This is a genomic window from uncultured Brachyspira sp. (assembly GCF_944388875.1).
Lineage (GTDB): Bacteria > Spirochaetota > Brachyspiria > Brachyspirales > Brachyspiraceae > Brachyspira.
The window spans coordinates 37,624-61,826 of record NZ_CALXKQ010000019.1 but is presented as its reverse complement, the minus strand read 5'-3'; the positions used below and the strand labels follow the sequence as shown (position 1 = coordinate 61,826).

The window sequence follows — 24,203 nt, the reverse complement described above, 5'->3', positions numbered from 1 at the left end:
AACTAAAAAGAAAAATAATGCTGAAATAACAAATTAGATTTTAAACCTAAAGGGTGGGGAATGTAATCAAATTCAAAATTTATTTAACGTTATAGATTTTTTAATATAAACTTATACAATAAAATATATAATTAAACTAATATACAATACCTATTTTCTATTATAGCTTCTCTATTTCTTCTACGCTTAATCCTGTTAATCTGCTTATAAGTTCTTTACTCATATTCTCTTTCTTCATTTCTTTGGCTATTAATATTGATTTATTTTTTTCACCTTGTTCCATACCTTCTTGTCTGCCTTTCTCTATACCTTCTTGTCTGCCTTTTTCTATACCTTTTTCCATACCTTGTTTAAATCCTTCCTCTCTTTCATACTGAAGCATTACAGCTTGTCCGTAAAGAAAAGTATCTCTCTCATTATACGCTGACATCTCTTTTTCATCTGCTACAAATCTTTTATATTTATCTATTACTTTGGACATAATATTATTGCCTCCTATTAACTTATTAATATCTTTTTCTAAATCTTTTGTAGTGAAAAAATCTATCCAAGATAAAAGTTTATTTTTATTGTATTCATCTATGCTGGTATTTTTTAATATGTCTATAAACCTTTTTATTTCTATAAAATGCATTTGAAATACATCTAATCTAAGATTATGATTATTAATATCAGTTGGAGTAAAACATTTATGCTCTTTCTTTATATCAGTTTCGCTTCCAATATTTAGATTAAAATTTATAAAACTAATACTTATCATCTGACTTACATTAATATAGTCCTCATTTTCTTTTAAATCTAAAACTATATTTTTAGCTATATAATATAAAATTCTTTTTACAAAATTATTATTTCCTACAAGCTGTATTTCAATAATTATTTTCTTTCCGTCTTTTGTTTTTGCTTTAACATCAAGGATTGATTCCTTTAAATTTTCATTTTCAGGCAAGTTATAAGGATTGATAATTTCAAGGTTGCTTACAGATTCAAAACCAGCATTATTTAGAACAGCATTGACAATATTTTCTAATATATCTTCATCTCCTTCTTTGCCGATTAGATACCGCATAAATAAATCATTAAGTCTGTTAATTTCTTTCATAATTAAATTATAATAGAAAAATATAAATTGTCAAAGTAAAGTAATAAAAATAAAATTATAATAGTATTTTATTAAATGATTAATATATACTATTTATTTTGCTTTTGTCATAAATTGTTCAAGAAGGATCAATTACAAACATTGTAGCTATCATCTTAGCAAGCATGTTATCTTCTTCATCTTTAACAACAGCTTCTACTATTATCAATTTTTTTCCAGCACTTATAACTTCTCCTACAGCTATTACTTTTTTAGATATAACAGGCTTTAAAAAATGAATCTTTAACTCAGAAGTTACTATTTTTTGTCCCTCGCTAAGCATAGTAGCAGCAGCATTTCCTCCTGCAGTATCAGCAATAGCAGAAACCATACCTCCATGCATATAGCCCAAATACTGAGAAAACTCTTTTTTATTTTCGCATGATATGATAACTTTGCCTTTTTCTATATGATCCAATTTCATACCTGTAAAAGATATAAAATCCTGCGATTCAAATCTGTTTCTTACTCTTTTATAAATTTCTTCATCTGTCATATATTATAAACTCCTTAATCTAATAATTTTTAATAATACTAAATAATTATATGATACAAAATAACATAAAAGTACAAAAATACAAATTATTCACAGTTAATAATTTTATGCATTTTTTATATCAAATGTATTTGTTTACATATCAATTAATAAAAAATTTATATATATAATTAATAATAAACATAGCAAATAATATTATGGGCAATACATAAGTTACATAAAATCTTGAAATGCTTGGAAACTTTATTCCGCTTCCAGAATCTACTTCATGCAAAAAATTATCCCATCCCCATCCGTATTTAGAAACACAGAATATAATTATATATATTCCTCCAAGCTCAACTAAATTGTAGCTTACCAAAAAATCAAACAAGTCTAAAAAACTAGTATTTGCTCCCATAGGCTGTATAAATGATAATAAGTTAAAACCCAAAGCTGTTGGAAGAGAACATACAAATACAACTATACCAACTATTATAGAAGCAATATTTCGCTGCATTCTAAACTCTGACATTGTAAAAGCTATTAAGTTTTCAAATACAGTAACAACAGTAGTCAAAGCAGCCATTGATAAAAATACAAAAAATAATGTTCCCCATAATCTGGCAAGAGGCATTGAATTAAATATATTTGGCAAAGTAACAAATGCAAGTCCTGCACCTTCTCCTGGATTTACTCCAAAAGCAAAACAGGCTGGAAATATAACAAGCCCTGAAAGAAGTGCTATTAATGTATCTAATATAACTATTATTATAGATTCATTTGTTATAGATTTTTCTTTTCCTATATAGCTTCCAAATATTGTCATGCTTCCTATTCCAATACCTAAAGTGAAAAAAGCCTGCCCTACAGCTGCATATATAACTTCAAAGAAATTTTCAGCACCGCCCTTAAATATTTTAGATAAATCAGGAAGCAAATAAAACTTTATCCCCTCTAAAGCACCATCCAAAGTTACAGACCTTATTATTAATATTATCACTATTACAAATAAAGATGACATCATAAACTTAGATGATTTTTCAACCCCTTCCTGAAGTCCTTTAAAACATATTAATGTACCCAAAAATACCGCTATAAATAAACTAATAATCATTATTTTAGGATTAGAAAGCATAGCACCAAAAAACTGAGCAACTCCATCAGGACTTAATCCCAATGTTGCACCAGTAGCCATATAATAAGCATAAGTAATTGTCCAGCCCGTAACACTAGTATAAAACATCATAAGTATTAGACATCCAAGCATTTGAATATATCCAATTAAATGCCATTTACTGCCTTCTTTTTCAAGTACCTTATAAGAGCCTGCAATATCTCTTTGTCCTGCACGTCCTATGCTAAACTCCATTATAAGTATAGGAAGCCCTACAACAGCTAAACATATAATATATATAAGCACAAAAGCAGCACCGCCGTATTTACCAGTGATATAAGGGAATCTCCATATATTTCCAAGTCCTATAGCACATCCAGCCGACACCAATAAAAAACCAATCCTGCTCGATAATTTCTCTCTCTTTTCATCATGCATATTAACAGCTCCAAAATTATTGATTATTATATTATACAACATTAAATTATTACTTCAAGTAGTAATATTAAAAATTAATCCATTTATAAAAAAAGGGATTACAAATTTACTGCAATCCCTATAAAAATACAAATAAAATATATCAGTGTATCACTACTATACGTACGCTGTTTTCCTGCCATCTTCCCTGCCATTTGCTTCCGCTGACAACTATAGCAGTATCTCCATGATTTGCCAAATCATGCTTAACTAATGTATCCTCAAGTATGTCAATTTGACCTCCATGACTAATACCTGCACTAAAGTTCAAATCTTCAGGCATCAGTATAGTATAAACATTATGGCATATAGCAAGTTTATTACATAAATCTTTATCAGCAGACATAAATACTATAAGAGTTTTAGGTCTTTTTTTAGATAAATTTTTAACAGTATGCCCTGATCTTGAAAGAGCAATAATAACCTTATTATCCAAACAATATGACAAGTAAGAAGCACTGTCTGATAAGGCATCATTCAATCCTCTGTCTAAAGTCATCATATTAGTATGAGCAAACTTTTCAGCCGATCTTTCAGCTGCCTCAACTATAGAAACCATAGCTTTAACGGACTCTATAGGATAATCTCCAGAAGCAGTTTCCGCAGACATCATAACAACATCCGTTCCATCTAAAACAGCATTAGCAACATCACTTGCCTCTGCTCTCGAAGGTACTGGGCTTTTTGTCATACTTTCAAGCATTTGCGTTGCTATTATTGTAACTTTTCCCATATCATTAGCCATTTTTAATATTTTTTTCTGCCATACAGGAACTTCTCCGAATGGTATCTCTACTCCCAAATCTCCCCTTGCAACCATCACTCCGTCAGAGTGTTTTATTATCTCTTCCAAATTTTCTAATGACTCTGTATTTTCAATCTTAGATACAATACCAACATTTTGAAAATTATTATCATCTAAAATCTTTCTAAGCCTTATAACATCTTCAGAACGTCTTACAAAACTCATACCCAAATAATTAACACCGTTTTTAGCAGAGAACAAGGCATCATTAACATCTTTCTCAGTTAAAACTTCAGTTGTAACATGTGCCCCCGGTAAATTGATACCTTTGCTGCTTAATATAGTTCCTCCTGTTATAACCTTGCATACAACAAGTTTTGAAGCCTCATCGCTTGATTCAACTATAAGCTGTATAGTACCGTCAGCTATTAAAAGCATAGAACCGCTTTTTACATCATGTGCTATATTTGAATGTGTTGTAGGTATTATACTGTCATCATTAGTTTCTTTATAACCGCTTAATTTTACAATATCCCCTTCTTTTACTGTAATAGGTTCTTTTAATTTTCCTATTCTTATTTTAGGTCCCTGCAAATCGGCAAGTATTGCAACAGGCTTTCTTAACTCATTAGAAACCTTTCTTATGATATTGATTCTCTCTAAATGCTCATCATAAGAACCGAATGAAAAGTTCAATCTGCATACATCTGCACCATTTTCTATAATTTTTTTTACCATCTCTTCATTAGACCATCTAGGACCTAATGTTGCTATTATTTTTGTCTTTCTCATTTATATTTCCTCTTAACTATTATAAAAAATTCCATCTGTATAATAATATAAAATATACAAAAATATTACAATAATAAAATAATTTTAAATTTTTAAAAATATAATAAATTTTACACTTTAAAAATATTAATTTTGTTATATAATAAAAACATGAGTAAGAGAAATATTATTTTATTTATAATACTAACAGCATTATCATTATGTGCATGCCAGCCTAAAAGTGAAACAGTAATGCTTACAGACATAGCAATAGATATGCCTAAAGATTTTCAAAGGGGATTCTTGGATAAAACTGTGGCTGTGGATAATACTGTGGAGTTTAATGAATCTTACGGAGTTGAAAGAAAAACAGCAATATATACGATAGTTTATACAAAATATAAATCAGCATACAGCGGAATGATAAGTTTAGAAAATGCCAAAAACAAGATAATCAATGGATTAAAGAATCATTATGCTATAAAAGAATTTCAAGTAATATCTGAAGGTACGCCTGAAAATTCTAAAAATTCCTATCAAGTTTTAAGCAGTTTTTATTACGGACCTAATAAAACATATCATAAATCTTTTTTAATGCTGCATGATAACGGTATACTCCAAATAATGTGCATGTATAATGCAAACAGTAAAAAAGATGATAAACAGATAAATGATATAATTCAGTCTGTAAGAATAATGAAAGATAATACAGCCAATACTAATAATTAAATATATTCTAATACGATATAAGAAAGTTCTTTAACTTTATCAATAGACAGAGATTCTCCTCTTATATTGCTGTCAATATCAGCTTTTTCTAATATTTCATCTATATATTCTTTACTAAGATTTAAATACGGAGAATTAATAAAATTATTTTTTATCGTCTTTCTTCTATTGTGAAACAATGTTTTAGATACAGATTTAAATAAATCTATCACAGACATATCCGCTTCTTTAGGAACTATACTTATAATAGATGATGTTACATTTGGAATTGGATAAAATACATCTTTTGAAACATTGCATTCCAATTTAATTGATGACATAAAATTAGCAAATAATGTCAAGGCTGAATAATTCTCTGTATCTTCTTTTGCTGTTAATCTGTATGCAAAATCACTTTGAACCATAAAAACAGCATAATTCCATTTAGAATATGATTTATATAAAAGCCATTCCATTATAGGACTTGCTATATTATAAGGTATATTTCCATATATATCATATTTTGTATTAGAATTAGGTATATCAAATTCTAATATATCATTATGTACAATATCAATATTATCAAATTTTTCTTTAAGATGATTATATAAAGCATTGTCATATTCAACTATAGTAATATTATTTTTGTATATATCTATAAGCATATTACTTAAAGCACCAAGTCCGCCTCCTATTTCCAAAGCATACGTACCTCTTGAAAGGTTATTAGGAACTGTATTTGCTATATTATATGCTATATTTCTATCGCATAAAAAATTCTGCCCTCTATTTTTATTTGGAAATATAGACTTGTCTTTTAAATAATTTACCACCTCTTTTTTGGAATATAAATTATCTAACATCTCTAGGTATTCTAGCCATTTGGAATATTATTAATAATATAAGAACAGCCGCAGCTAATACTGTAATTATAACTCCTACTGTAATATTAGATAGTACGACAAGAATTGCAGCAATATATTCAATAAATACTTTGTATACTATAGTAAGTATTAATGTACCTACAACACCAACTACTCTATTATAAAGAGTCATTTTTTCAGAAGCCATAGAAAGTCGGTATCTAAAAGAATAATACGCTATTATAATAAATAGAAGCAAATATGAAATAGGTTTTATATTTTTAGAGAATAATTCTAAATCTATCTCTCTATTTGAATATCCGAATCTAGGCATTTCATTTCTTAAAGTAAATAAATCAGGTACACTTACATAGTCCAAATTTAATGAAGTATAATTTCTAATAATATCCAATGTACTATAAGATATAGATATAGGTATTACCCTGATTTGAGTATCACTATAAACATAATCATTTTTATTCGTATCAAAATGTGCTTTTAGTATGATATTTTTACCATTATTTGTAGATTTCAAACTATCTGCCAATTTTCCATATAGATAATCTTCGGAACTAACCTTTTTTAATTCATCATCCAGCTTAATTATAGAAACATCAAACATATATAAACTGCCCTTAAACATTGCACCGCTTGATGATGATAATAAGGTATTTTTATCAAGCATTATATTAAGCCCATTATGATTTGCTATAGAAGATGTTGGAGATAAATCTGTTTTATCTATATATGCTTCTTTTACTTCCTGAGCTTCCCTAATAAAGAAATCGTATCGGCTTATTGCATCTCTTATGATAGAATAATAATTATTTACCTCAGCAACTTCAGGAGCTTCCATATAAAGTTTATATATTATATCATAAGCTGCCCATAATCTGCCATTTTCATATAAACTAATAGCTTCTGATAATCTGCCGTATACTGATATTTCTTCTGTAGTATTTCCGTAATATTTAGGCTTTTCATTTCTAGCAATACTTATTTTATTAAGATAATATAAAGCTAATGGATTATTATTATCTAATGCAAGAACCCTATTAAAGTATTTTAAAGCCTCATTATAATTATTTAAAGTAAACTCTCTTGTACCTAACTTTATAAGATTATTAATATTATTTATTTCTGCCTGATGAGTATTTTCATATCTCTTTCTTTTTTCTTCCTGTATGCTTTTTAAAAGCAGAATAACATTTCCGTCATTTTTATCATAAAATAAAGCTTCCTCAGCTAAATTATGAGCATTATCCAAATTACCTGAAGCAAGCTCTTCTTTAGCTTTCTCATAAGCCTCATCTCTCAATTTCAATTCATACTCATAATAAATCATAGCATCCCTATTGGCATTATGAGTTTTTATACTTGAAATCAAAGAATTAACAGCATAATAATCATATATAGTATAAAATGCCACTAGTAATATAATTGCCGCAATAGGATTAGCTATAACTTTTGATATATTTTCCTGATTTGTATATTTACCCTTAAAAAAAGAAAAATAAACAGATAAAGATGTTATATAAGGTATATATGATTTATAAAAGACCAAACTTACTAAAAAATAAGTAAGCATAGAGTATTCTTTACCTTCACCTCTTGAATATAAGACATAAACTACAAATATAAGAATTATGCTTATAACACTAAGTATTAAAAAACTTAATATGAGTTTATTGGTAATGCTATGTTCTTTTCTCATGAATCTATATTTTCTTCAACATCTTCTATTGTTTCTTCTATAATCTCTAAAGGTCTTAATTTAGGCTTTTTATCATAAATGTCCTGCATAACCTTTTGAGCCAAAACTCTAGGAGGCAATACTGTAAAATTATTTATAACTATATCGAAATATTCTAAAGCTTCCTCATATTTATTTTGATAATAATAACAAAAACCTATCTCATAATATGCCCAAGCAACATCTTTAGCATAATTATCTCTGTCAAAATTATCAATTATATATTGATAATACGCTATAGCATTCTTATACCTTTTATTACCAAATTCAGTGTAAGCCTTTTCAGCTATTATTTTAGGATACCTCTCTTCTTCAACAGATACCTTAACAGCTGAGGCACATGAACTTAATAAAAAAACAAGTACAATAAAAAAATAAAAATATTTTTTCACCAAAAAATCCACTATTTCTTTATAGTATACACTTCATCACGCACAGGCAAACTTTTACGCAAGGCTTTTAAAAAACTTCTCAAATCTCCCATTTCTTTATAATCATCACATTTTTCTACAGTTCTTCTTGCAACTGTAAAATACTTGTACATCTTTTCCTCCCCAAGTTTTTTACGCCATTGCTCTTGTGCACATTTTACTCTTAATAGATACTGGTTACCATCTACACCAGTTGCCTTTCTAAATAGAACACAATATCTGCAATTTGCACAATATATTTCTGTTTCGGACAATTGTTCATTTTGTTCTTCGCTCATAAATACTTACCATAAATTATATTCTTTATGATAAGAGTATAACAAAAATTGTAATTAAAGTCAAGATTGGTATTTTACCAAATTAAAGTACATTATAAATTACTATTATCGATAAAATGGTTAATAATATTAATTTATTCTTAAAATATTACGATAATCATTTGTAAGGAAAAACATGAAAAAAATAATAATATTCATATTTATTAACATAATATTTTCTAATATTATATATTCGCAGGATGCTGCTGTAAATTTTCAAGACATATATAATAAAATGAAAGAAAAATATTCTTCTATTTACCCAAAAAAATTTGAAGCATACATAAACGGAAAGATAGTTGAAAAACAAATAGCAACTATACCAGCTAAAAGCTACACTTCATCTAAAGAAAATATCAAATTAAAATTCACATTTGAACAAGGTGCTAAACCTACTCTTATACTAGAAAATGTTGATAGTTTTTATAGAAATATGTTTTCCGTATTTGAAGGAGCTTTAGAAACAACTGGGTTTTATGCAATAGTAGGTAATTCAAGCACTTACAGTTCTTTTTCACAAAAATTTGATTTAGAAAGTGTGGAAGAAAATAAAAATGAATATGAAATAACTTTAAGGGCTAAAGGTGAAGATAAAAATTACAGTGTTAATTATACTGTGAATAAAGAAACTCTATTAGTTGAAAGAGCAGAATATTATAATAAAAAATCTAAAATTTATGATGTTAATATATTTTATACAGAAATAGGCAATTATACACTTCCTGAAAGAATAAAATATAAAAGTTCTGACGGAAGAGTTAATTCAGAAATAGAATTTACCGATATAAAGACATTTTAAAAAATAAAAAATTACTGGATTTTGTTTTATGAGAAAAATATTGCTGATTACATTTTTTACTTCAATAATTATAAGCATGCAGCTTCATGCTATTGATGTAGAGAGTTTATTTAATTTATCAAGCAATGGAGATATTGTTTATTATAATAGCGATAATATTGATAATTCAGAATATGCTCAGGCTGAAAATCTAAAATATGATTTACAAAAACAAGGATATAATGTCTATTCAATAGTTATTGCTGATATACTTCCCAAAGAAGGAAATGAGTTTATAGCTCTTGTATCCTCTTTGCATGGGGATAAAATGCTAATATTTAACGGAGATAAAGAAGAGTTTTCATATTTAACTGACAGACATGGAAAAAATTCTGCTATAGATTTAGAAAATTTTTATGACAGAAAAAATGAAGTAGGTATTATAAAATATTATATACTAAATGAAAATGGGCAGGACAGGGATATATATATGTATATGTTTAGAATAGATGGAAGCAGCGTAAAGTTTATTGCAGATATATCTTTTTATAAAGAAATAAATTCTATGAAAAGTTCAGTTATCACTCAGATGAATAATGTATTTGAAGATATTGACGGAGATGGAATATATGAAATGCTTGTGGAATCAAGAGAAAAAATCGTTGGAAGAAGCGACAGAGTAGAATATCAAATATATAAATTGAGCAAAAGCAAAGGAAGATATGAATGCATTATGTCTTCATGGCTTGAAGAATCACCTGTAGATTTATCTAAATATTTTGAAAAGAATATAACAAAATAAAACAAAATGGGCTTTCTTTTTTAATTAAGAAGCCCATTTTTTATTATCAATAATTATATTTTCCAATCAGGGAAGCGTTTTATAACCGCTGATATAATATCTGTTTTATAATGCTGCTCTAAATTTACAAGTTTTTGGAATTCGCTGAATATTATTTTAACATCCTCTTCAGATTCATTTTCTATAAATTTAAGCAAATATTCTTTCTCAAATACTAAATCATAAACCACTTTTAAAAGTTTTCTAGCCTGTGCCGAAGTTTCTTTTTTATCAAGCATTTTTGATAAATGAGGCATAATACTAAGCAAACCTATCATAAGCGAATTTTTATTTATTTTAATATCCCCTTCTATATCATCATAATATTCCCCATCAAGTATCTTCTGAGCAAAATATACAAATGATTCAGGATATTCTCTATAATGAAGAAATATGTCGTCAATAGTTTTTGCAAGCATATCAACCTTTCCGTCAGCAAATAATTTATTTACTATTAAATAATTATTCTTAACCTGCGAAGAATAAAGCATCTTCAATATTATATCATAATAATCATCTCTCCTGCCGTCCCAAATAGCTTTTATGTATTTTTCTCTATAATTAGAGGAAGGCAAAACTTCATAGATATAAGTATAATCCTTAACATTTTTAACTATATCTGATAATAATGGTATATCTTTATCATTATTAGAAGATTGACTTCTCAAATATATAGTACTTATAATTCTTGCTGTATCTTCTGATTTCTTATCTTTAGAAATGCCTACAAAATAATCATTCATTTCTTTAGCCTCATCAGAATTCAAATTAGGAGTATAAGTTAAATATTCCATATAAATTTGATATTTTTCAAAGAAATCATTTGTCTTATTAAATTTAGATAAACTTTCAGCATCATAAGTTTCTGCTTCTTCATTATAAAGGAAAGTATTTTTATCAAATTTAACTGTAGTGGAAGCCCTTACAGATTTTTTTGCACTTTCAAGCCATTTAGTATAAACTCCCTCGGCAATTACAATACTAGGTTTTGAAGTTAATTCCTGTTTTAAATCTTTTGTATTAATAGTCTTTCTATATTTCAATATTATAGTTAAAAGCTCTGTAGGATTTTCTTCTGCTATTTTTTTAAGCTCATTAAGTTTGTAAGCCTTATAAACATTTATATCATCATCAGGCAATGTTGTAAGAGATTGTATAGCCATATCAAATGTCATCTTTCTCTCTTCATCCTGCTGTACAAATTTAATTTTTAATTCATTTATATTTATAGACTTTATTTTTCCTACACCGAAATTTCTATGAATAACATATTTATCAACATCATATTGTATATATTTCTCAAATATTTCTATACATTCTTTAGGCTTTTTATTAACATTTGTTATTGAAGATATTTCTTCTATTTTTTCAAAAAGTGTATGTTTAGGATATAATCCTTTATAAACATCAACAAGTCTGTGTCTGAAAAATTTAGCCTTTTTATTATTCTGTGCTACTATATCCTGCTCATAATTAAGAAGATTCTTAATAGTTTTCAAAGCATCATTATAACGGCTGTTTTCTAAATAATAGAAAAATATTAATTTCCATACATCTATCATAATATTAGAATCAACAAGCTCATGCAAAGCAGCTTCATGCTTAAGCAAATAATTATAATTGTCAGGCTCATATTCAAGTACTTTCTTTATATCGCTTTCAGCATTATTTCTCTTTCTAATTAGATTTCTTTCAAAAGCTATTTTATAATAATGAACAGCACTATTAATATCGCCTGCCATCTCTTTAGTATGGGCTATCTTTTCAGGCAGTTCTGGATTTGATGTATCAAATTTGATTAATCTCTCCCAAATTTCTAATGCTTCAGATTCTCTATTGACACTCTGATAATAGCTAGCTAAATATCTCAAAGCATAATCGCTTTCATAGTATTCATCTAAAATCTTTTGAGCTATAAACTCAACAATATTCCACTTCTTAGCATTTTTAAAAATACCCAAAAGTTTATCTAAACTGCCTTCTGTATAATTTTCTATTTTTAAATTTAATAATCCATTAGCATATAATGCTGATATATGATTAGGATTTTTTTCTAATTGTAATTTAGCAGTATCTATAGCAGAATTAATATCATTAATATCATTAATATCATTTACAACAGCAGCTAAATCAAAAAAATACTTAGTAGTATAATTAAGCAAAGGCTTTCTTGTAAATGTTTCCTCTGAAAATATATTTTCTAATTTTTGTAGAACTTCTGACATCTTGTCACCCCTTATCTAATATTTTTATATAGTATTGCAATAAGTCCTTATCTATCATAGCCATTTTTCTGCCCCATATCTTTACCTCATCAATATCAGAATCATTATTCCTCATAATAAGATATGTTGTAAGGAATGCATAAGAAGATAAAAGTTTAGGTGCTGTTATATCTCTTAATTTTATTTTTCTGTAATCAGCCTCCAATCTTGAAATATTCTTTCTCAGTTCAAATTCTTCTTTCTCGCTCAAAGGTCTTTTTACATCCAATATATTCATCAACTCACCATAAGCACTCATCCACATTATTATCTCTTCCTGACTATTATTATGAATCCCCCTCTTAATTATTATATCTCTAATTTCCCTTAATACATCAATGCTGATATTCTCAAATTCTATACTTAAAGGATCATAAAATAAAGCATCTCTGATATACATCTTAGATTTTTTCTTATCACCCAATATATCATAAATCATGGCTATAAAACTAAGAGTATTTGAGTTATAAGGCTCTATAGTATTTAAATACTCATAAGACTTTAAAGCCCTAGAATAATCCTTTAATTCTATAAAAGCATTTGATAATAAATGCAGCTCTTCAGTTCCTTCAATATCATCAGTATTCTTTTCCATTATAAGTTCAATAGTTTTATTATAAACAAAATAATGTATAGCCTTTACTGAAATCAAATCTTCGTCATAAGATTTATTTCCTACAAAAGCCATAAATTTCTTATAACTGGAATCAAGCAGCTTACAATACTCTATACAATTATTCTTCACACTCTCAAACTTATCAAGCCTATTAATCCAAAACTTCACGCAAGATATATTCTCATAAAGATTTGAACATTCAAAATCCATGTACATGATTCTGTCAAAATCTTCCATAGATTCTTTAAATAAACCCTTCTTCAATTTACTTTCTATAAGGCTGAAAATATCCTTTACAGATTCTTTTCTTGAAAATAATTCCTCTGCCATTATATTTAAATAAACTACTCCCTTAAAAGGTAAAAATGTATAGAGTTATACACATAATGATATAATATAATCAAATAAAGAGAAATTGTCAAGTAAAAATGATACGCCATTATATAAAAAGGCTATATATGTATTATATGTATTACTTTTGATATGCTATATCTCCTGATTTCAATACTGTATTGCATAAATTATCATCTAAAGTATAAAGCAAAAAGTTTAAATTAGGAGCATTCCATATTATAATATCTGCTTTTTTGCCCTTTTCTATAGTTCCTATCTCATCTCCTCTATTGATAGCACAAGCAGCATTAATTGTAACTGCATTAAGTATCTCTTCAGGCTTTAATTTATATAAAATATATGCTAATTTCATAATGAATTGTATATTATAGCTTGGACTTGAACCAGGGTTATAGTCAGAAGCTATTGCTATAGGTACATTTCTTTCAACCATATATCTTGCTCTAGCATAAGGCATACTAAGATAAAAAGATGTATTAGGCAAGAGAACTGCTACAATACCTGATTTTCTTATAAGGTCTATAGCCCTGTCATCAGACATAACTAAATGCTCAGCACTTATTGCTTTAAATCTTGCCGCCAAATATGAACCTCCGCTGGTTTCAAGCTGATCAGAATGTACTTTTATACCCATATTATATTCCTGAGCAGAATTTAATATTTTATGAGTTTCCTCCATATCAAAACCGCCATTATCACAAAATACATCGCAGAACTCTGCAAGTTTTAATTTAGATATCTCTGGTATCATTTCATTACATATAAGATCAACATATCCGTATCTATTATTTTTATATTCTTCTGGTACAACATGTCCTCCCATAAATGTTGATATTATGTCTATCTTATGATTATCATTTAATTTTCTCATAACCTTTAATATTTTTATCTCATCCTTAAGAGTTAATCCATATCCGCTTTTACCCTCAAGGGTTGTTGTACCATACTTCAGCATATCATCCAATATAGGCATAGTTTTTTTATATAAGAAATTTTCTGTTTTATCTCTGGTATCTCTAACAGTTGATAATATGCCATAGCCTGATTTTATTATTTCTAAATAGTTCATATTGCCTGTAACTATATCATACATCTCATCCTCTCTTGATCCTCCAAATACAAAATGAGTATGACAATCTACAAGTCCTGAAGTAACTAGAAGTCCATGAGCATTTATAGTTTTTTTAGCCTTAGCTTTCTTATCTTTGCCTACATATTCTATAATTCCATCTTTTATACCAATAGAAGCATTTTCATAAAATTTAATACTGCCTTGCTATTTACCAGATAAGGGCGTATTACCTTCAGCTGTTGCTAATGAACCTATATTTTTTATTAGAATGTCTAACATAAAAACCTCTCTAATTTTTATATTAACAACGAATAACATAAAATACTAACTTTATATATTATAAATACCAACCCATATATAAAATAATAACATAAATTAGAAAAAATGTATAATTTAAATTACATATTATTGTATTATTTTTGAAGTTTAAGATATTCCATTAATCTGTCATAATCAGTATTTAGTATAAGACTTTCTGGAAAACTTATAGAATTTAACATATCTATAGAATCTTTATGATCTCCAACCTTATATTTTGAATGAGCATCAGAAGTGATTACTATATTTACCTCATATTTTTTACAAAGCAGAGCAATCTCTCTGCATATAGGAGCACTTCCAAGCCTTACAGTAAAAGAAGAAGAATTAATTTCTATAAGTTTATTATATTCTTTACAAAGCTTTATAATATAATCCATATCAAATGGAAATTTAGGATTACCAATATGCCCTAAACAATCCACATCCTTATTCTTTATAACTTCTAAATATCCGTTTGTATGTTCTTTAATATTGATAGGCTGTATAGCATCTTCATGATATGAAGCTATAACAAAATCTAAACTGCTTAAAACATTAGGGCTTAAATCTAGTTTACCGCTGTAATCTATAATATTAACTTCAGCACCTTTTAATAACCTTACACCATTTACATATTCAGGCAAACTATGCATAGCCTTGAAATGTACAGATTTAGCTCCGTCGCTGGAAGCAGGTCCATGATCAGTAATAGCCAATGCCGAAAAATCTTTATCCTTTGCAGCACTCAGCATTTCATCTACTGTACTATATGCATGCTCACTGACTAAAGTATGCGTATGTAAATCAGCTATTATTTTCATAGTATGCCTTATCTTGATTTAGCTATTTTTTCTATTATATCAACAGCATTATCAATGCCTATAAAATCACTATTCAAACAAACATGATAATTTCTAGCATCTCCCCAATTTTTACCAGTGTAATAATTGTAATGTTTAGATCTCAATTTATCTCTTTCTTTTAATATTTTTTCTATATTAGAAGCATCAAGTTTATATTCATTAACAGCACGTTTTATCTTACTTTCCATATCAGAATAAATAAATATATTGATACAATTCTCAAAATTTTCTAATATATGATTAGCACATCTTCCAACTATAACACATGAATGTTTGGATGCTACCTCTTTTATAACATTGCTCTGTGCAAAAAACATAGTATCCTGCAAAGACTCTCCGTTTCCAAATACCATATTTCCAGCATAGGAACCTGTTATGGCAAAATTAAACAAAGATGAGCCTGTTAATTTTTGTTCGTTTTCTTTAATATACTCAGGAGAGAATCCCGTTTTATCAGAAGCCATCTCTATTATAGCCTTATCATAAAAAGGTATATCCAGCTTTTTAGCAACCATTTCTCCTATATACCTGCCGCCGCTGCCGAATTCTCTGCTGATAGTTATAATAATCTTTTTATCCATAAATAATATACCTCTGTTTATATCTTATAAGTATATAGTTTATCAATATTATAATATTTGTCAAATTTAAATTACTACTTGAAGTTAATTTTTCTATACTAAAGAAAAGTATTTGTACTACAAAAATGCTTTTTAGAAGAAATCAGAGAAAGTTTTTTCTCTGGCATTTTCATCTTTCATTACACCTATATCGTATAAATATCTAGTAACAGCCAAAGAAAATCCGCCTTTTATAGGTGTTTTAGGATAAAGTATTATAATAGGAGTTCTTTTCTGAACAGATATCATAACTTTTTCTTCATCAAAAAGAATAGGTCCTAATAATACCAAATTTATATCCAATGAAAACTTCGCAGAAACTTTTTTTATTTCTCTATACAAATTAATAGCCCAGTCAATATTTTTTACTTTATTAACTATTAAATACATTTTATCTGTCATATTATTAACGTATATCATCTTCATTAATCTGTAAAGATCAGTCAAAGCTGTAATCTCAGGATTGGCAACAAGTATAATATCATCAGACATCTCATAAAAACGCATCATAGGCTGAGTAATACCTGCCGCATAGTCTATAATAACATAATCATAATCATTAGCTAAAACTTTTAAATCTTTAGCCAAATTAGATAAATTAAAATCATTTTCAAATTGAACAAATCTTTGTATATTAACACCAGCACTTATAACATCTATACCGTATTCGCTTCTAATAACACAGTCTTTCAATGTTAAAGTACCCTCAAAATATTCCTGCAGTTTAGACTGAGGCTTAACATGAAGTAATATAAAAACATTGGAACAGTTAATATCTATATCAAATACCAAAACTTTATAACCTCTGGAAGCCAATTCGGCAGAAAAATTAACTGAACATAGTGTTTTACCAGCACCGCCCTTGCCGCTGGAAAAAGATATTATTCTTCCCATAATTATTGTCCCGTATACAATTTTAATACCTGAGCCACTTTCAATCTGACATTTTCATCCCAATCTAATATATGTGGCTTTAATGCCTTGATAACCGCTATTTTATCTGCTGTAGAAACTAAAGAAGCTAATTCATCAAGAGCATTCAATCTTTTTTCTACATCCTCGCTTTCTAAATCAGAAAGTATTTCTTTCATAATTTTGTCCTTATGAAACAATATAATATTACATTATAATTATACATTATAAAATATTTTTGTCAAAATATAAAACTATTAATATTTTAATAGACTTGTTTCAAAACTAAATTAATAGATAATTATACTGTTTTAATTTTTAGTGTTTTTTATTTTATAAGTGAGGCTTTGCTGCCGTGCCACAAAGAAGCATACGAAGTACGCCCGCGACGAAGGACTGCATATTGATATACTAAAATAACAACTTATACAACATATAAAATATTATATTTCATAATTTTAAAATTAAATAAATTTTACAGTTAATCTTGTCAAATACTTTTTAAACAAGTCTAATATATCATAATCATATAAACGGCTTTTCTCTGGTGAAATCTGGAAGATAATTTTCAGAACTTTCCATTTCCTGAATAAGCAAATTTTCAAAACCCAAATCAAGTGCATAATCAACTAAATCATCATACTCTTTTTTGTATAATTTTCTATTTATATTTTCAAAACTGCATGCCTTGAATTTCGGATTATACTGAGACATTAGAGATATCGCTGTATTCAAGAAACCTCTATCCTTTAATTCGATTAATACATCATAAGAATCAGATTCGTTATTAGGAAGAATCAAATGCCTTATTATAATACCGCTCTTAGCTATTCCATTATCATCTAATACTAAATCCCCAACCTGTTTCTTCATTATATCTATAGCATTAATAGCTACATTAAAATAATTTTCAGCTCTAGAATACTTTACAGCTTTATCATCAAAAACATATTTCAAATCTGGAAGATATATATCAACAATACCATCCAAACAATCTAATAACTCTTTAGTATCATAACCATTTGTATTATAAACTATGGGAAGATTAAGTCCTTTTTCTAAAGCTATCTTTAACCCTCTAAGAACGGGATATATAACATGCGTTGCACTAACTAAATTAATATTTTCTGCACCCTGCTTCTCTAAATCTAAAAAATAATCAGCCAATGTTTCTATATCAATTATATCCCCTACTCCATCAGAGCTTATTTGATGATTCTGACAAAATACGCAATTCAAATTGCAGCTTGAAAAAAACACTGTACCGCTTCCGCCTTTTCCTACAAGCATAGGCTCTTCTCCAAAATGCAGAGTATGAGATGCTGTTTTTATATGATTAATATCTTCAAAAATTTTACATCTTCCTACCTTACCAGCATTTCTATTAATATTGCATATATGACCGCAGCAGATACATTTATCATAAAGAAGTTCAGCCTTTTCTAAAGCATTATTTATATTATTTAAATGTTTGCTATTATACATGATATTATACACCATTTATATATAATTAAGTTTTCCATAAGTGATTTTTTTATGAAGATTAATAGCCTCAGAATCGGTAAGATGTGCTACATAATCTTTAACAAATTCCTCATCACTGCTGTATGGAATATTCGCTTTTTTAAATAATTTATCTTCTTCTATTATTTCTTTATGCTTCATTAAATATTCAAATATCGAAGATACTATTCTATTAACACGTTCTGCATCCTCAAGTATAGCCTTGCTTTCATAAACCTTTTTAAACATAAAAGCTCTTAAATCATTGATAGCCTTTAACACCTTTGCATCTATATCTATTTCCATTTTTTCAATACTAGCCTCAATAACAGCCATAATCATAGTATCAGCTCTCTCTCCGTAAGTGCTTCCTAAAACATTAACAATATCCTTAGGCAAATCCTCATACTTAAGAAGACCGTATCTTATAGCATCATCAACATCATGATTGGCATAAGCTATTGTATCTGATAATCTCACAATCATACCCTCATTTGTAGAAGGACCTGAAGAATCAGCTATCAATTTTCCGCTTTTTCCCTTTGTATGTTTTATAATACCATCTCTTACTTCAAAACTTAAATTAAGACCTTTCCCTTTTTCTAAATGTTCTACTACCCTTAAAGAATGCGAAGAATGGTGAAAGCCTTTAAAATATTTAGCTATAGCTTTTTCTCCTGCATGTCCGAATGGGGAATGTCCTAGATCATGTCCGAATGCAATAGCTTCTGTTAAATCTTCATTAAGTCTTAATGCCCTTGCTATGCTTCTAGCTATCTGCATAACTTCAAGCGTATGTGTTAGTCTAGTTCTGAAATCTCCTACAGAAAGCATTATAACCTGTGCTTTATCTTTAAGACGCCTAAAATATTCGCTGTGTACTATTCTATCTCTGTCTTGCATATAAATTGTTCTTATATCATCCTTTTCTCTTGGGTATACTGTCCCTTTGCTTTCAGATGAAAATGCTGCGGCTGGAGATAAAAAAGCTTTTTCTCTAGTTTCTATATCAAGTCTTATTGTTCTCAAAATATTTTCCTTAAAACTATATTGCAATAATTATGTTAATAATAAATCAATTAATGAAAAAACACAATAATATAAAAATCAATTAAACAAATAAACTAAATAATGATCTTTATTTATATAGTATTTCATATCATCTAAAGCAATAAATATTCTTTCATACCCACTGTCAGACATTACAATAACACCAATATCTGTTATAATAAATACTAAATCATCATTATAAAAATTATTAGGTGCATTATACTTTTTTAGTAAATCATCAGAATTATTTACCAAATCTTTAAAATAAGAACTTATCAATTTTTGATTATTCAAATCATAAATAAGAGAAACATTATTAATTGAGAGTTTTTTATTTTCTTCTATTTTAGTAACTCTTTTATATATACATATAGTTTTTTCATCAAAATATAATATATTAAAGGCATATAAATCTTTAATTTTTGCAAAATATTGTTTTAGTTCATAAGTGGAAAATTGTTTGAGAATTGAACTAACTTCATCTGAAAGCTCTTTTTCTTTTTTACATTTAAAATCTTCTGAAAAAATATATTCTCCGTTAATATCAAAATTTATTTTTTCTTTATTATCTATAAAGACATAATAAAAATTAAATAAATGATTAAGAATTGTTACAATTATTCCTCTGCTATAAGTTTTTAAATATTTAAATCCGCATACATGGAAATTTTTTATATTTATTTTGGGTTCATTAATTATTTCAAAAATACCTTCTATTCTTTTACCATTAATCTCCATAACATATTCAATTTTTGAAAGATTAGTGTTTTTTAAATTTATTTCTGCAATATTTTTTCTGTTTAAAGTTATAAATTCTTCAGTATCATAGTCAAAAACTTCAATTTTTTTACTGTTTCCTGCAATCTCATAAATTCCGAATAAATCTGCATTATTTATAAATATTTTACCCATATACAAATAATGAATACCCTCATCAATATTTTCAAATCTATTGCAGTAGATATACATATTATTAATATTGTCTTTAAGTATAAAAAAAGTTATATCTTTTATATAAAAATAAGGACGGTATTTATTTTTCATTAAGATTTTAAAAATAATCACTAAAACAATAATAGAAATAATCAAAATAAAATATTCGTTATGTAAAATACTGTATAATAACTTTGCCATAATATTTATTTAACTCCAAAATTATTTTTTGTTGATTATTATATACATAAATAAAAATAAATCATAAAAACAATTATTGCCTATCAAAAAAACTAAATAAATAATTACTTCTATTTAAATAATTTTTTAAATCATTTGATGAAATAAATATTCTATCTGCGATTTTTTTATTTGTATTTTCCAAATCATAATCTTCATCGCTAAGAATTAAATTTGTATATTCAGGCATTACTATAATTCCTGTATCTGTTAAAAGAAATATTAAATTATCTATATTATCATAAAAATAGTCGGCAACTGCATAATTAGATAATAATGCTTTAATATCAGTAACTAAATCTTTTAAATATGAACCTATACTTTTTTCTCCGTTCAATTCAAATATAAAAGAATGATTTTTTACTACAGCTTCATCGCTTCTTTCATCTGCTTTTACAGTTCTTTTATATATGCATATTAATTCATCATCATAGTATAATATATCAAAGCATCTAAAGTCTTTAAGTTTCTTATAATATATAATACCAATTTTATCCGCATAATAGGCTTTGTTTTGATCATAATGATGGAATTTTTCTATAATAATCTCTTTATTTTTTAATTCTTCTTCAAGCTCTCTTCCTTTTTCTTCTTTAAAATTTTCATCAAAATAGTAAGTTCCGCTGATGAATGAATTTATTCTTTCTTTTCCTTTAATAAAAGGGTAATTGAAATTAAATAAATAATTAGTAAGCATCTTTCTTACTTCGTCCATACCAAGATAAGCTGAATATTTATCATTAGTAAAAGTAGTCTGTTCTACTGGAATATAAAACTCCCTTATTTCTATTTCAGGCTTTCTAATAACTTCAAAAACTCCTTCTACTTTTTTGCCTTCAATATCCATAGTATATTCAATTTCTGATGTTCTTTCATAATCGAATTCTCTTTTGAATTTTATCTTTAACAAAATTTCTCTATTGTTTTCTTTTGAACTCCAACCGCCAAATTTACGTGCTTCTTTCCATGACTTTTTATAAGGATCATCGTATTTAAATTGCTTTTCCTCCAGTCTTTCAAAATAAGCCATATCATAATCACGGTAAACATTAATTTGATTATTATTTAATTCATTAGTTTCACGAATCATTAATTTATTTTCGATATTTATAAACATTTGACCTGTAAAAGAAGCAAAATATTCACGTGCAAAATTATCAAATTTTACTTTAAGTACATACTTAATTTTACCGCGGTATTTTCTGTACCATTCATCATAATTATTATCTTTATATTTATAGCAATTAATATATATATTATTTACTCTATCTTTCAGCATGAAAAAACTTTTTTCATATACCAATATTTTATTTTTAGCATACCATTTTTTTGCTTTCTTCTCAATTAGAAAAAATACGGATAGAAAAATGATAATTGATCCAAGCAAAACAGGCCAGAAATAATCACTAATAAGAAAAAGTCTTAATGGTTCCAATATTCCAAATGATATCATAAATACTCCTATTATTGTTATGCTCGCCGCCGCCGTATATAAGCTAGCGAGTAAACTCACTAGCTGGCTTTGGCTCGCTTGTTAATTATTATGCTCTCCTTTTATTATTGCTAATAAAAATTATTGGCTTATAGGCTCTGCCAATAATTTTTATATTTAGCTTTCTAATATTTTATTATGTTTGCATTTTATTGTTGCTAGCGATAAACTTACTTAATATATACTGACAATTTTTAAGTTTGTCATTTTTTTATTGTTCTTTTTCCCGCCGCATGCCTGCCTACGGCGGACAGCGTCAAAGAACAATACGAAGTACGCCTACGGCGAAAGTGCAAGTATAAAATTAGTATTAAATCATACTAATAAAAAATATAAAAATTAATTATCTCCTATTAAAAAATTTAAATAAATAATGACTTTTATTCAGATAATTTTTTAAATGATATGTAGGGATAAATATTCTTTCTGCAGTATTTTCTAAATTCATATCTCTATCATTAAGCTCCATATTTGGGTATTCAGGCATTACTATAATTCCTGTATCTGTTAAAAGAAATATTAATTTATTCATATTATTATAAAAATTATCAGTAAGTTCATAATTAGATAATAATTCTTTACTATCAACAACTAAATCTCTTAAATAAGAACTTATACTTTTTCTTGTTTGAATCTTTCATCAAAATTATAAGCTCCGCTGATAGCCATATTTATTTTTTCTTTTCCTTTAATAAAAGGATAATTGAAATTAAATAAATAATTAGTAAGCATTTTTTTTGTTTCATCAACTCCCAAACCATCATATTTGTAAGACAGTTTATCAGGAAAACTCATCTGTTCAATTGGAATATAAAATTGTTTTACTTCTATTTCAGGCTTTCTAATAACTTCAAAAACTCCTTCTATTCTTTTATTTTCAATATCCATTGTATATTCAATCTTAGATGTTCTTTCATAATCTAATTCTTTTCTGAATGTTATAGTTGTAAGTTTATCTCTTACATCTTCTTTTGAATACCAACCCTCAAATTTAGGTTTATCATTTGGATTAAATTCATAATATTGAAAAGGGGTTTCTATTTTGTATTGTCTGTAATATAAATCCTTAAAATATTTTTTGTCATAATCATGGTAAACCACCATTTCATCTATGTATAGTTTACTAGTTTCACGAATAATTAATTCATCGCCGTTATTTATAAATATTTGACTTGGGAAACGGTCAAAATATTCATTTGCAAAACCGTCAAATTGTCTTTTTATTCTACTTTCATCTTCTGCCCAATTGTTGTTTAATGATAGTATATCCTCCATTTTAGAATGGTGATCGTTAAACCATTTGGCATAAGCATTATCTTTATATCTGTAGCAATTAATATATATATTATTTACTTTATCTTTAAGCATAAAGAAATCTTTTCCATCTACTATTATTTTATTTTGAGAATACCATTTCTTGGAACGCTTCTTTATATACATAAAAATAATATAAAAAATAACAATAAAAACTAAACCTATAATAAACTTCGTATTTTCATTTTGATTCAAGAGAAAATCAAATATATTATCTATCATAATAAACTCCTATTATTGTTATGTTAGCCCA

Annotated in this window: 22 protein-coding genes and 1 pseudogene; 3 read left to right on the top strand and 20 right to left on the bottom strand. The window is 27.1% G+C overall.

What is annotated here, in order from left to right:
- Positions 1-160 precede the first annotated feature (160 nt).
- The 4 genes from Q0J69_RS10700 to pyk all read right to left on the bottom strand — a co-directional run bounded on the left by Q0J69_RS10700 (position 161) and on the right by pyk (position 4,747).
- Positions 161-1,102 carry an Rpn family recombination-promoting nuclease/putative transposase gene (locus Q0J69_RS10700; RefSeq protein ID WP_297207266.1) on the bottom strand — a complete coding sequence of 314 codons (942 nt, stop codon included), beginning with the start codon at positions 1,100-1,102 and terminating at the stop codon, positions 161-163.
- A gap of 118 nt (positions 1,103-1,220) precedes the next feature.
- A complete protein-coding gene (locus Q0J69_RS10695) occupies positions 1,221-1,637 on the bottom strand; it encodes a PaaI family thioesterase (RefSeq protein WP_297207263.1) in 417 nt (138 codons plus the stop codon).
- A 142-nt stretch (positions 1,638-1,779) separates the two neighbouring features.
- Positions 1,780-3,171, bottom strand: a complete 1,392-nt coding sequence (locus Q0J69_RS10690) for a sodium-dependent transporter (RefSeq protein ID WP_297207271.1) — start codon at positions 3,169-3,171, stop codon at positions 1,780-1,782.
- 142 nt (positions 3,172-3,313) lie between these two features.
- Positions 3,314-4,747, bottom strand: a complete 1,434-nt coding sequence (pyk, locus tag Q0J69_RS10685; RefSeq protein ID WP_297207261.1) for a pyruvate kinase — start codon at positions 4,745-4,747, stop codon at positions 3,314-3,316.
- A 150-nt stretch (positions 4,748-4,897) separates the two neighbouring features.
- On the opposite strand from pyk, the gene Q0J69_RS10680 reads away from it, so the two are divergent.
- Complete coding sequence (locus Q0J69_RS10680) at positions 4,898-5,455, top strand: hypothetical protein (protein ID WP_297207258.1); 558 nt, start codon at positions 4,898-4,900, stop codon at positions 5,453-5,455.
- Here Q0J69_RS10680 and rsmA read toward each other — a convergent pair.
- The 4 genes from rsmA to Q0J69_RS10660 are packed head-to-tail and all read right to left on the bottom strand — an operon-like array spanning position 5,452 to position 8,594.
- Positions 5,452-6,297: a 16S rRNA (adenine(1518)-N(6)/adenine(1519)-N(6))-dimethyltransferase RsmA gene (gene rsmA, locus Q0J69_RS10675; protein WP_297207254.1), complete on the bottom strand. Its 846-nt coding sequence runs from the start codon at positions 6,295-6,297 to the stop codon at positions 5,452-5,454. The genes Q0J69_RS10680 and rsmA overlap by 4 nt on opposite strands.
- Positions 6,287-8,011, bottom strand: coding sequence for a hypothetical protein (locus tag Q0J69_RS10670; protein WP_297207251.1), 1,725 nt, complete (start codon positions 8,009-8,011; stop codon positions 6,287-6,289). The genes rsmA and Q0J69_RS10670 overlap by 11 nt, the downstream gene beginning before the upstream one ends.
- The gene (locus Q0J69_RS10665; protein ID WP_297207248.1) at positions 8,008-8,442 is read right to left on the bottom strand and encodes a tetratricopeptide repeat protein; all 435 of its coding nucleotides are present in this window, start codon (positions 8,440-8,442) and stop codon (positions 8,008-8,010) included. Before Q0J69_RS10665 ends, Q0J69_RS10670 begins: the two co-directional genes overlap by 4 nt.
- A gap of 11 nt (positions 8,443-8,453) precedes the next feature.
- A complete protein-coding gene (locus Q0J69_RS10660) occupies positions 8,454-8,594 on the bottom strand; it encodes a hypothetical protein (protein ID WP_297207245.1) in 141 nt (46 codons plus the stop codon).
- A 340-nt stretch (positions 8,595-8,934) separates the two neighbouring features.
- On the opposite strand from Q0J69_RS10660, the gene Q0J69_RS10655 reads away from it, so the two are divergent.
- Complete coding sequence (locus Q0J69_RS10655; RefSeq protein ID WP_297207242.1) at positions 8,935-9,597, top strand: hypothetical protein; 663 nt, start codon at positions 8,935-8,937, stop codon at positions 9,595-9,597.
- Positions 9,598-9,625: 28 nt separating this feature from the next.
- Positions 9,626-10,378 carry a hypothetical protein gene (locus Q0J69_RS10650; RefSeq protein ID WP_297207240.1) on the top strand — a complete coding sequence of 251 codons (753 nt, stop codon included), beginning with the start codon at positions 9,626-9,628 and terminating at the stop codon, positions 10,376-10,378.
- A 53-nt stretch (positions 10,379-10,431) separates the two neighbouring features.
- On the opposite strand, the gene Q0J69_RS10645 is transcribed toward Q0J69_RS10650, so the two are convergent.
- From Q0J69_RS10645 to Q0J69_RS10585, 12 genes and pseudogenes are all read right to left on the bottom strand, one after another.
- Positions 10,432-12,642 carry a transcript cleavage factor gene (locus Q0J69_RS10645; protein ID WP_297207238.1) on the bottom strand — a complete coding sequence of 737 codons (2,211 nt, stop codon included), beginning with the start codon at positions 12,640-12,642 and terminating at the stop codon, positions 10,432-10,434.
- Positions 12,643-12,646: 4 nt separating this feature from the next.
- Positions 12,647-13,627 (bottom strand): hypothetical protein, encoded by a 981-nt coding sequence (locus Q0J69_RS10640; RefSeq protein ID WP_297207235.1) that lies wholly within the window; start codon positions 13,625-13,627, stop codon positions 12,647-12,649.
- Between the two features lie 142 nt (positions 13,628-13,769).
- Positions 13,770-14,894, bottom strand: coding sequence for an imidazolonepropionase (gene hutI, locus Q0J69_RS10635; RefSeq protein WP_297207268.1), 1,125 nt, complete (start codon positions 14,892-14,894; stop codon positions 13,770-13,772).
- A 242-nt stretch (positions 14,895-15,136) separates the two neighbouring features.
- Positions 15,137-15,844: a phosphatase gene (locus tag Q0J69_RS10630; protein WP_297207232.1), complete on the bottom strand. Its 708-nt coding sequence runs from the start codon at positions 15,842-15,844 to the stop codon at positions 15,137-15,139.
- 8 nt (positions 15,845-15,852) lie between these two features.
- On the bottom strand, positions 15,853-16,467 hold the full coding sequence (locus tag Q0J69_RS10625) for a cytidylate kinase-like family protein (RefSeq protein WP_297207229.1): 615 nt from the start codon (positions 16,465-16,467) through the stop codon (positions 15,853-15,855).
- A gap of 132 nt (positions 16,468-16,599) precedes the next feature.
- Entirely contained in the window at positions 16,600-17,400 is an 801-nt protein-coding gene (locus Q0J69_RS10620; protein WP_297207226.1) for an AAA family ATPase, read from the bottom strand.
- A 2-nt stretch (positions 17,401-17,402) separates the two neighbouring features.
- Positions 17,403-17,597 carry a hypothetical protein gene (locus tag Q0J69_RS10615; RefSeq protein ID WP_297207223.1) on the bottom strand — a complete coding sequence of 65 codons (195 nt, stop codon included), beginning with the start codon at positions 17,595-17,597 and terminating at the stop codon, positions 17,403-17,405.
- Between the two features lie 346 nt (positions 17,598-17,943).
- A complete protein-coding gene (locus tag Q0J69_RS10610) occupies positions 17,944-18,903 on the bottom strand; it encodes a radical SAM protein (RefSeq protein WP_297207219.1) in 960 nt (319 codons plus the stop codon).
- A 15-nt stretch (positions 18,904-18,918) separates the two neighbouring features.
- A complete protein-coding gene (locus Q0J69_RS10605; protein WP_297207217.1) occupies positions 18,919-19,950 on the bottom strand; it encodes a deoxyguanosinetriphosphate triphosphohydrolase in 1,032 nt (343 codons plus the stop codon).
- A gap of 78 nt (positions 19,951-20,028) precedes the next feature.
- Positions 20,029-21,105 carry a hypothetical protein gene (locus Q0J69_RS10600; protein WP_297207215.1) on the bottom strand — a complete coding sequence of 359 codons (1,077 nt, stop codon included), beginning with the start codon at positions 21,103-21,105 and terminating at the stop codon, positions 20,029-20,031.
- 73 nt (positions 21,106-21,178) lie between these two features.
- Positions 21,179-22,597: a hypothetical protein gene (locus Q0J69_RS10595; protein ID WP_297207213.1), complete on the bottom strand. Its 1,419-nt coding sequence runs from the start codon at positions 22,595-22,597 to the stop codon at positions 21,179-21,181.
- A 382-nt stretch (positions 22,598-22,979) separates the two neighbouring features.
- Positions 22,980-24,169: pseudogene (locus Q0J69_RS10585) on the bottom strand (hypothetical protein).
- Positions 24,170-24,203: the final 34 nt, after the last annotated feature.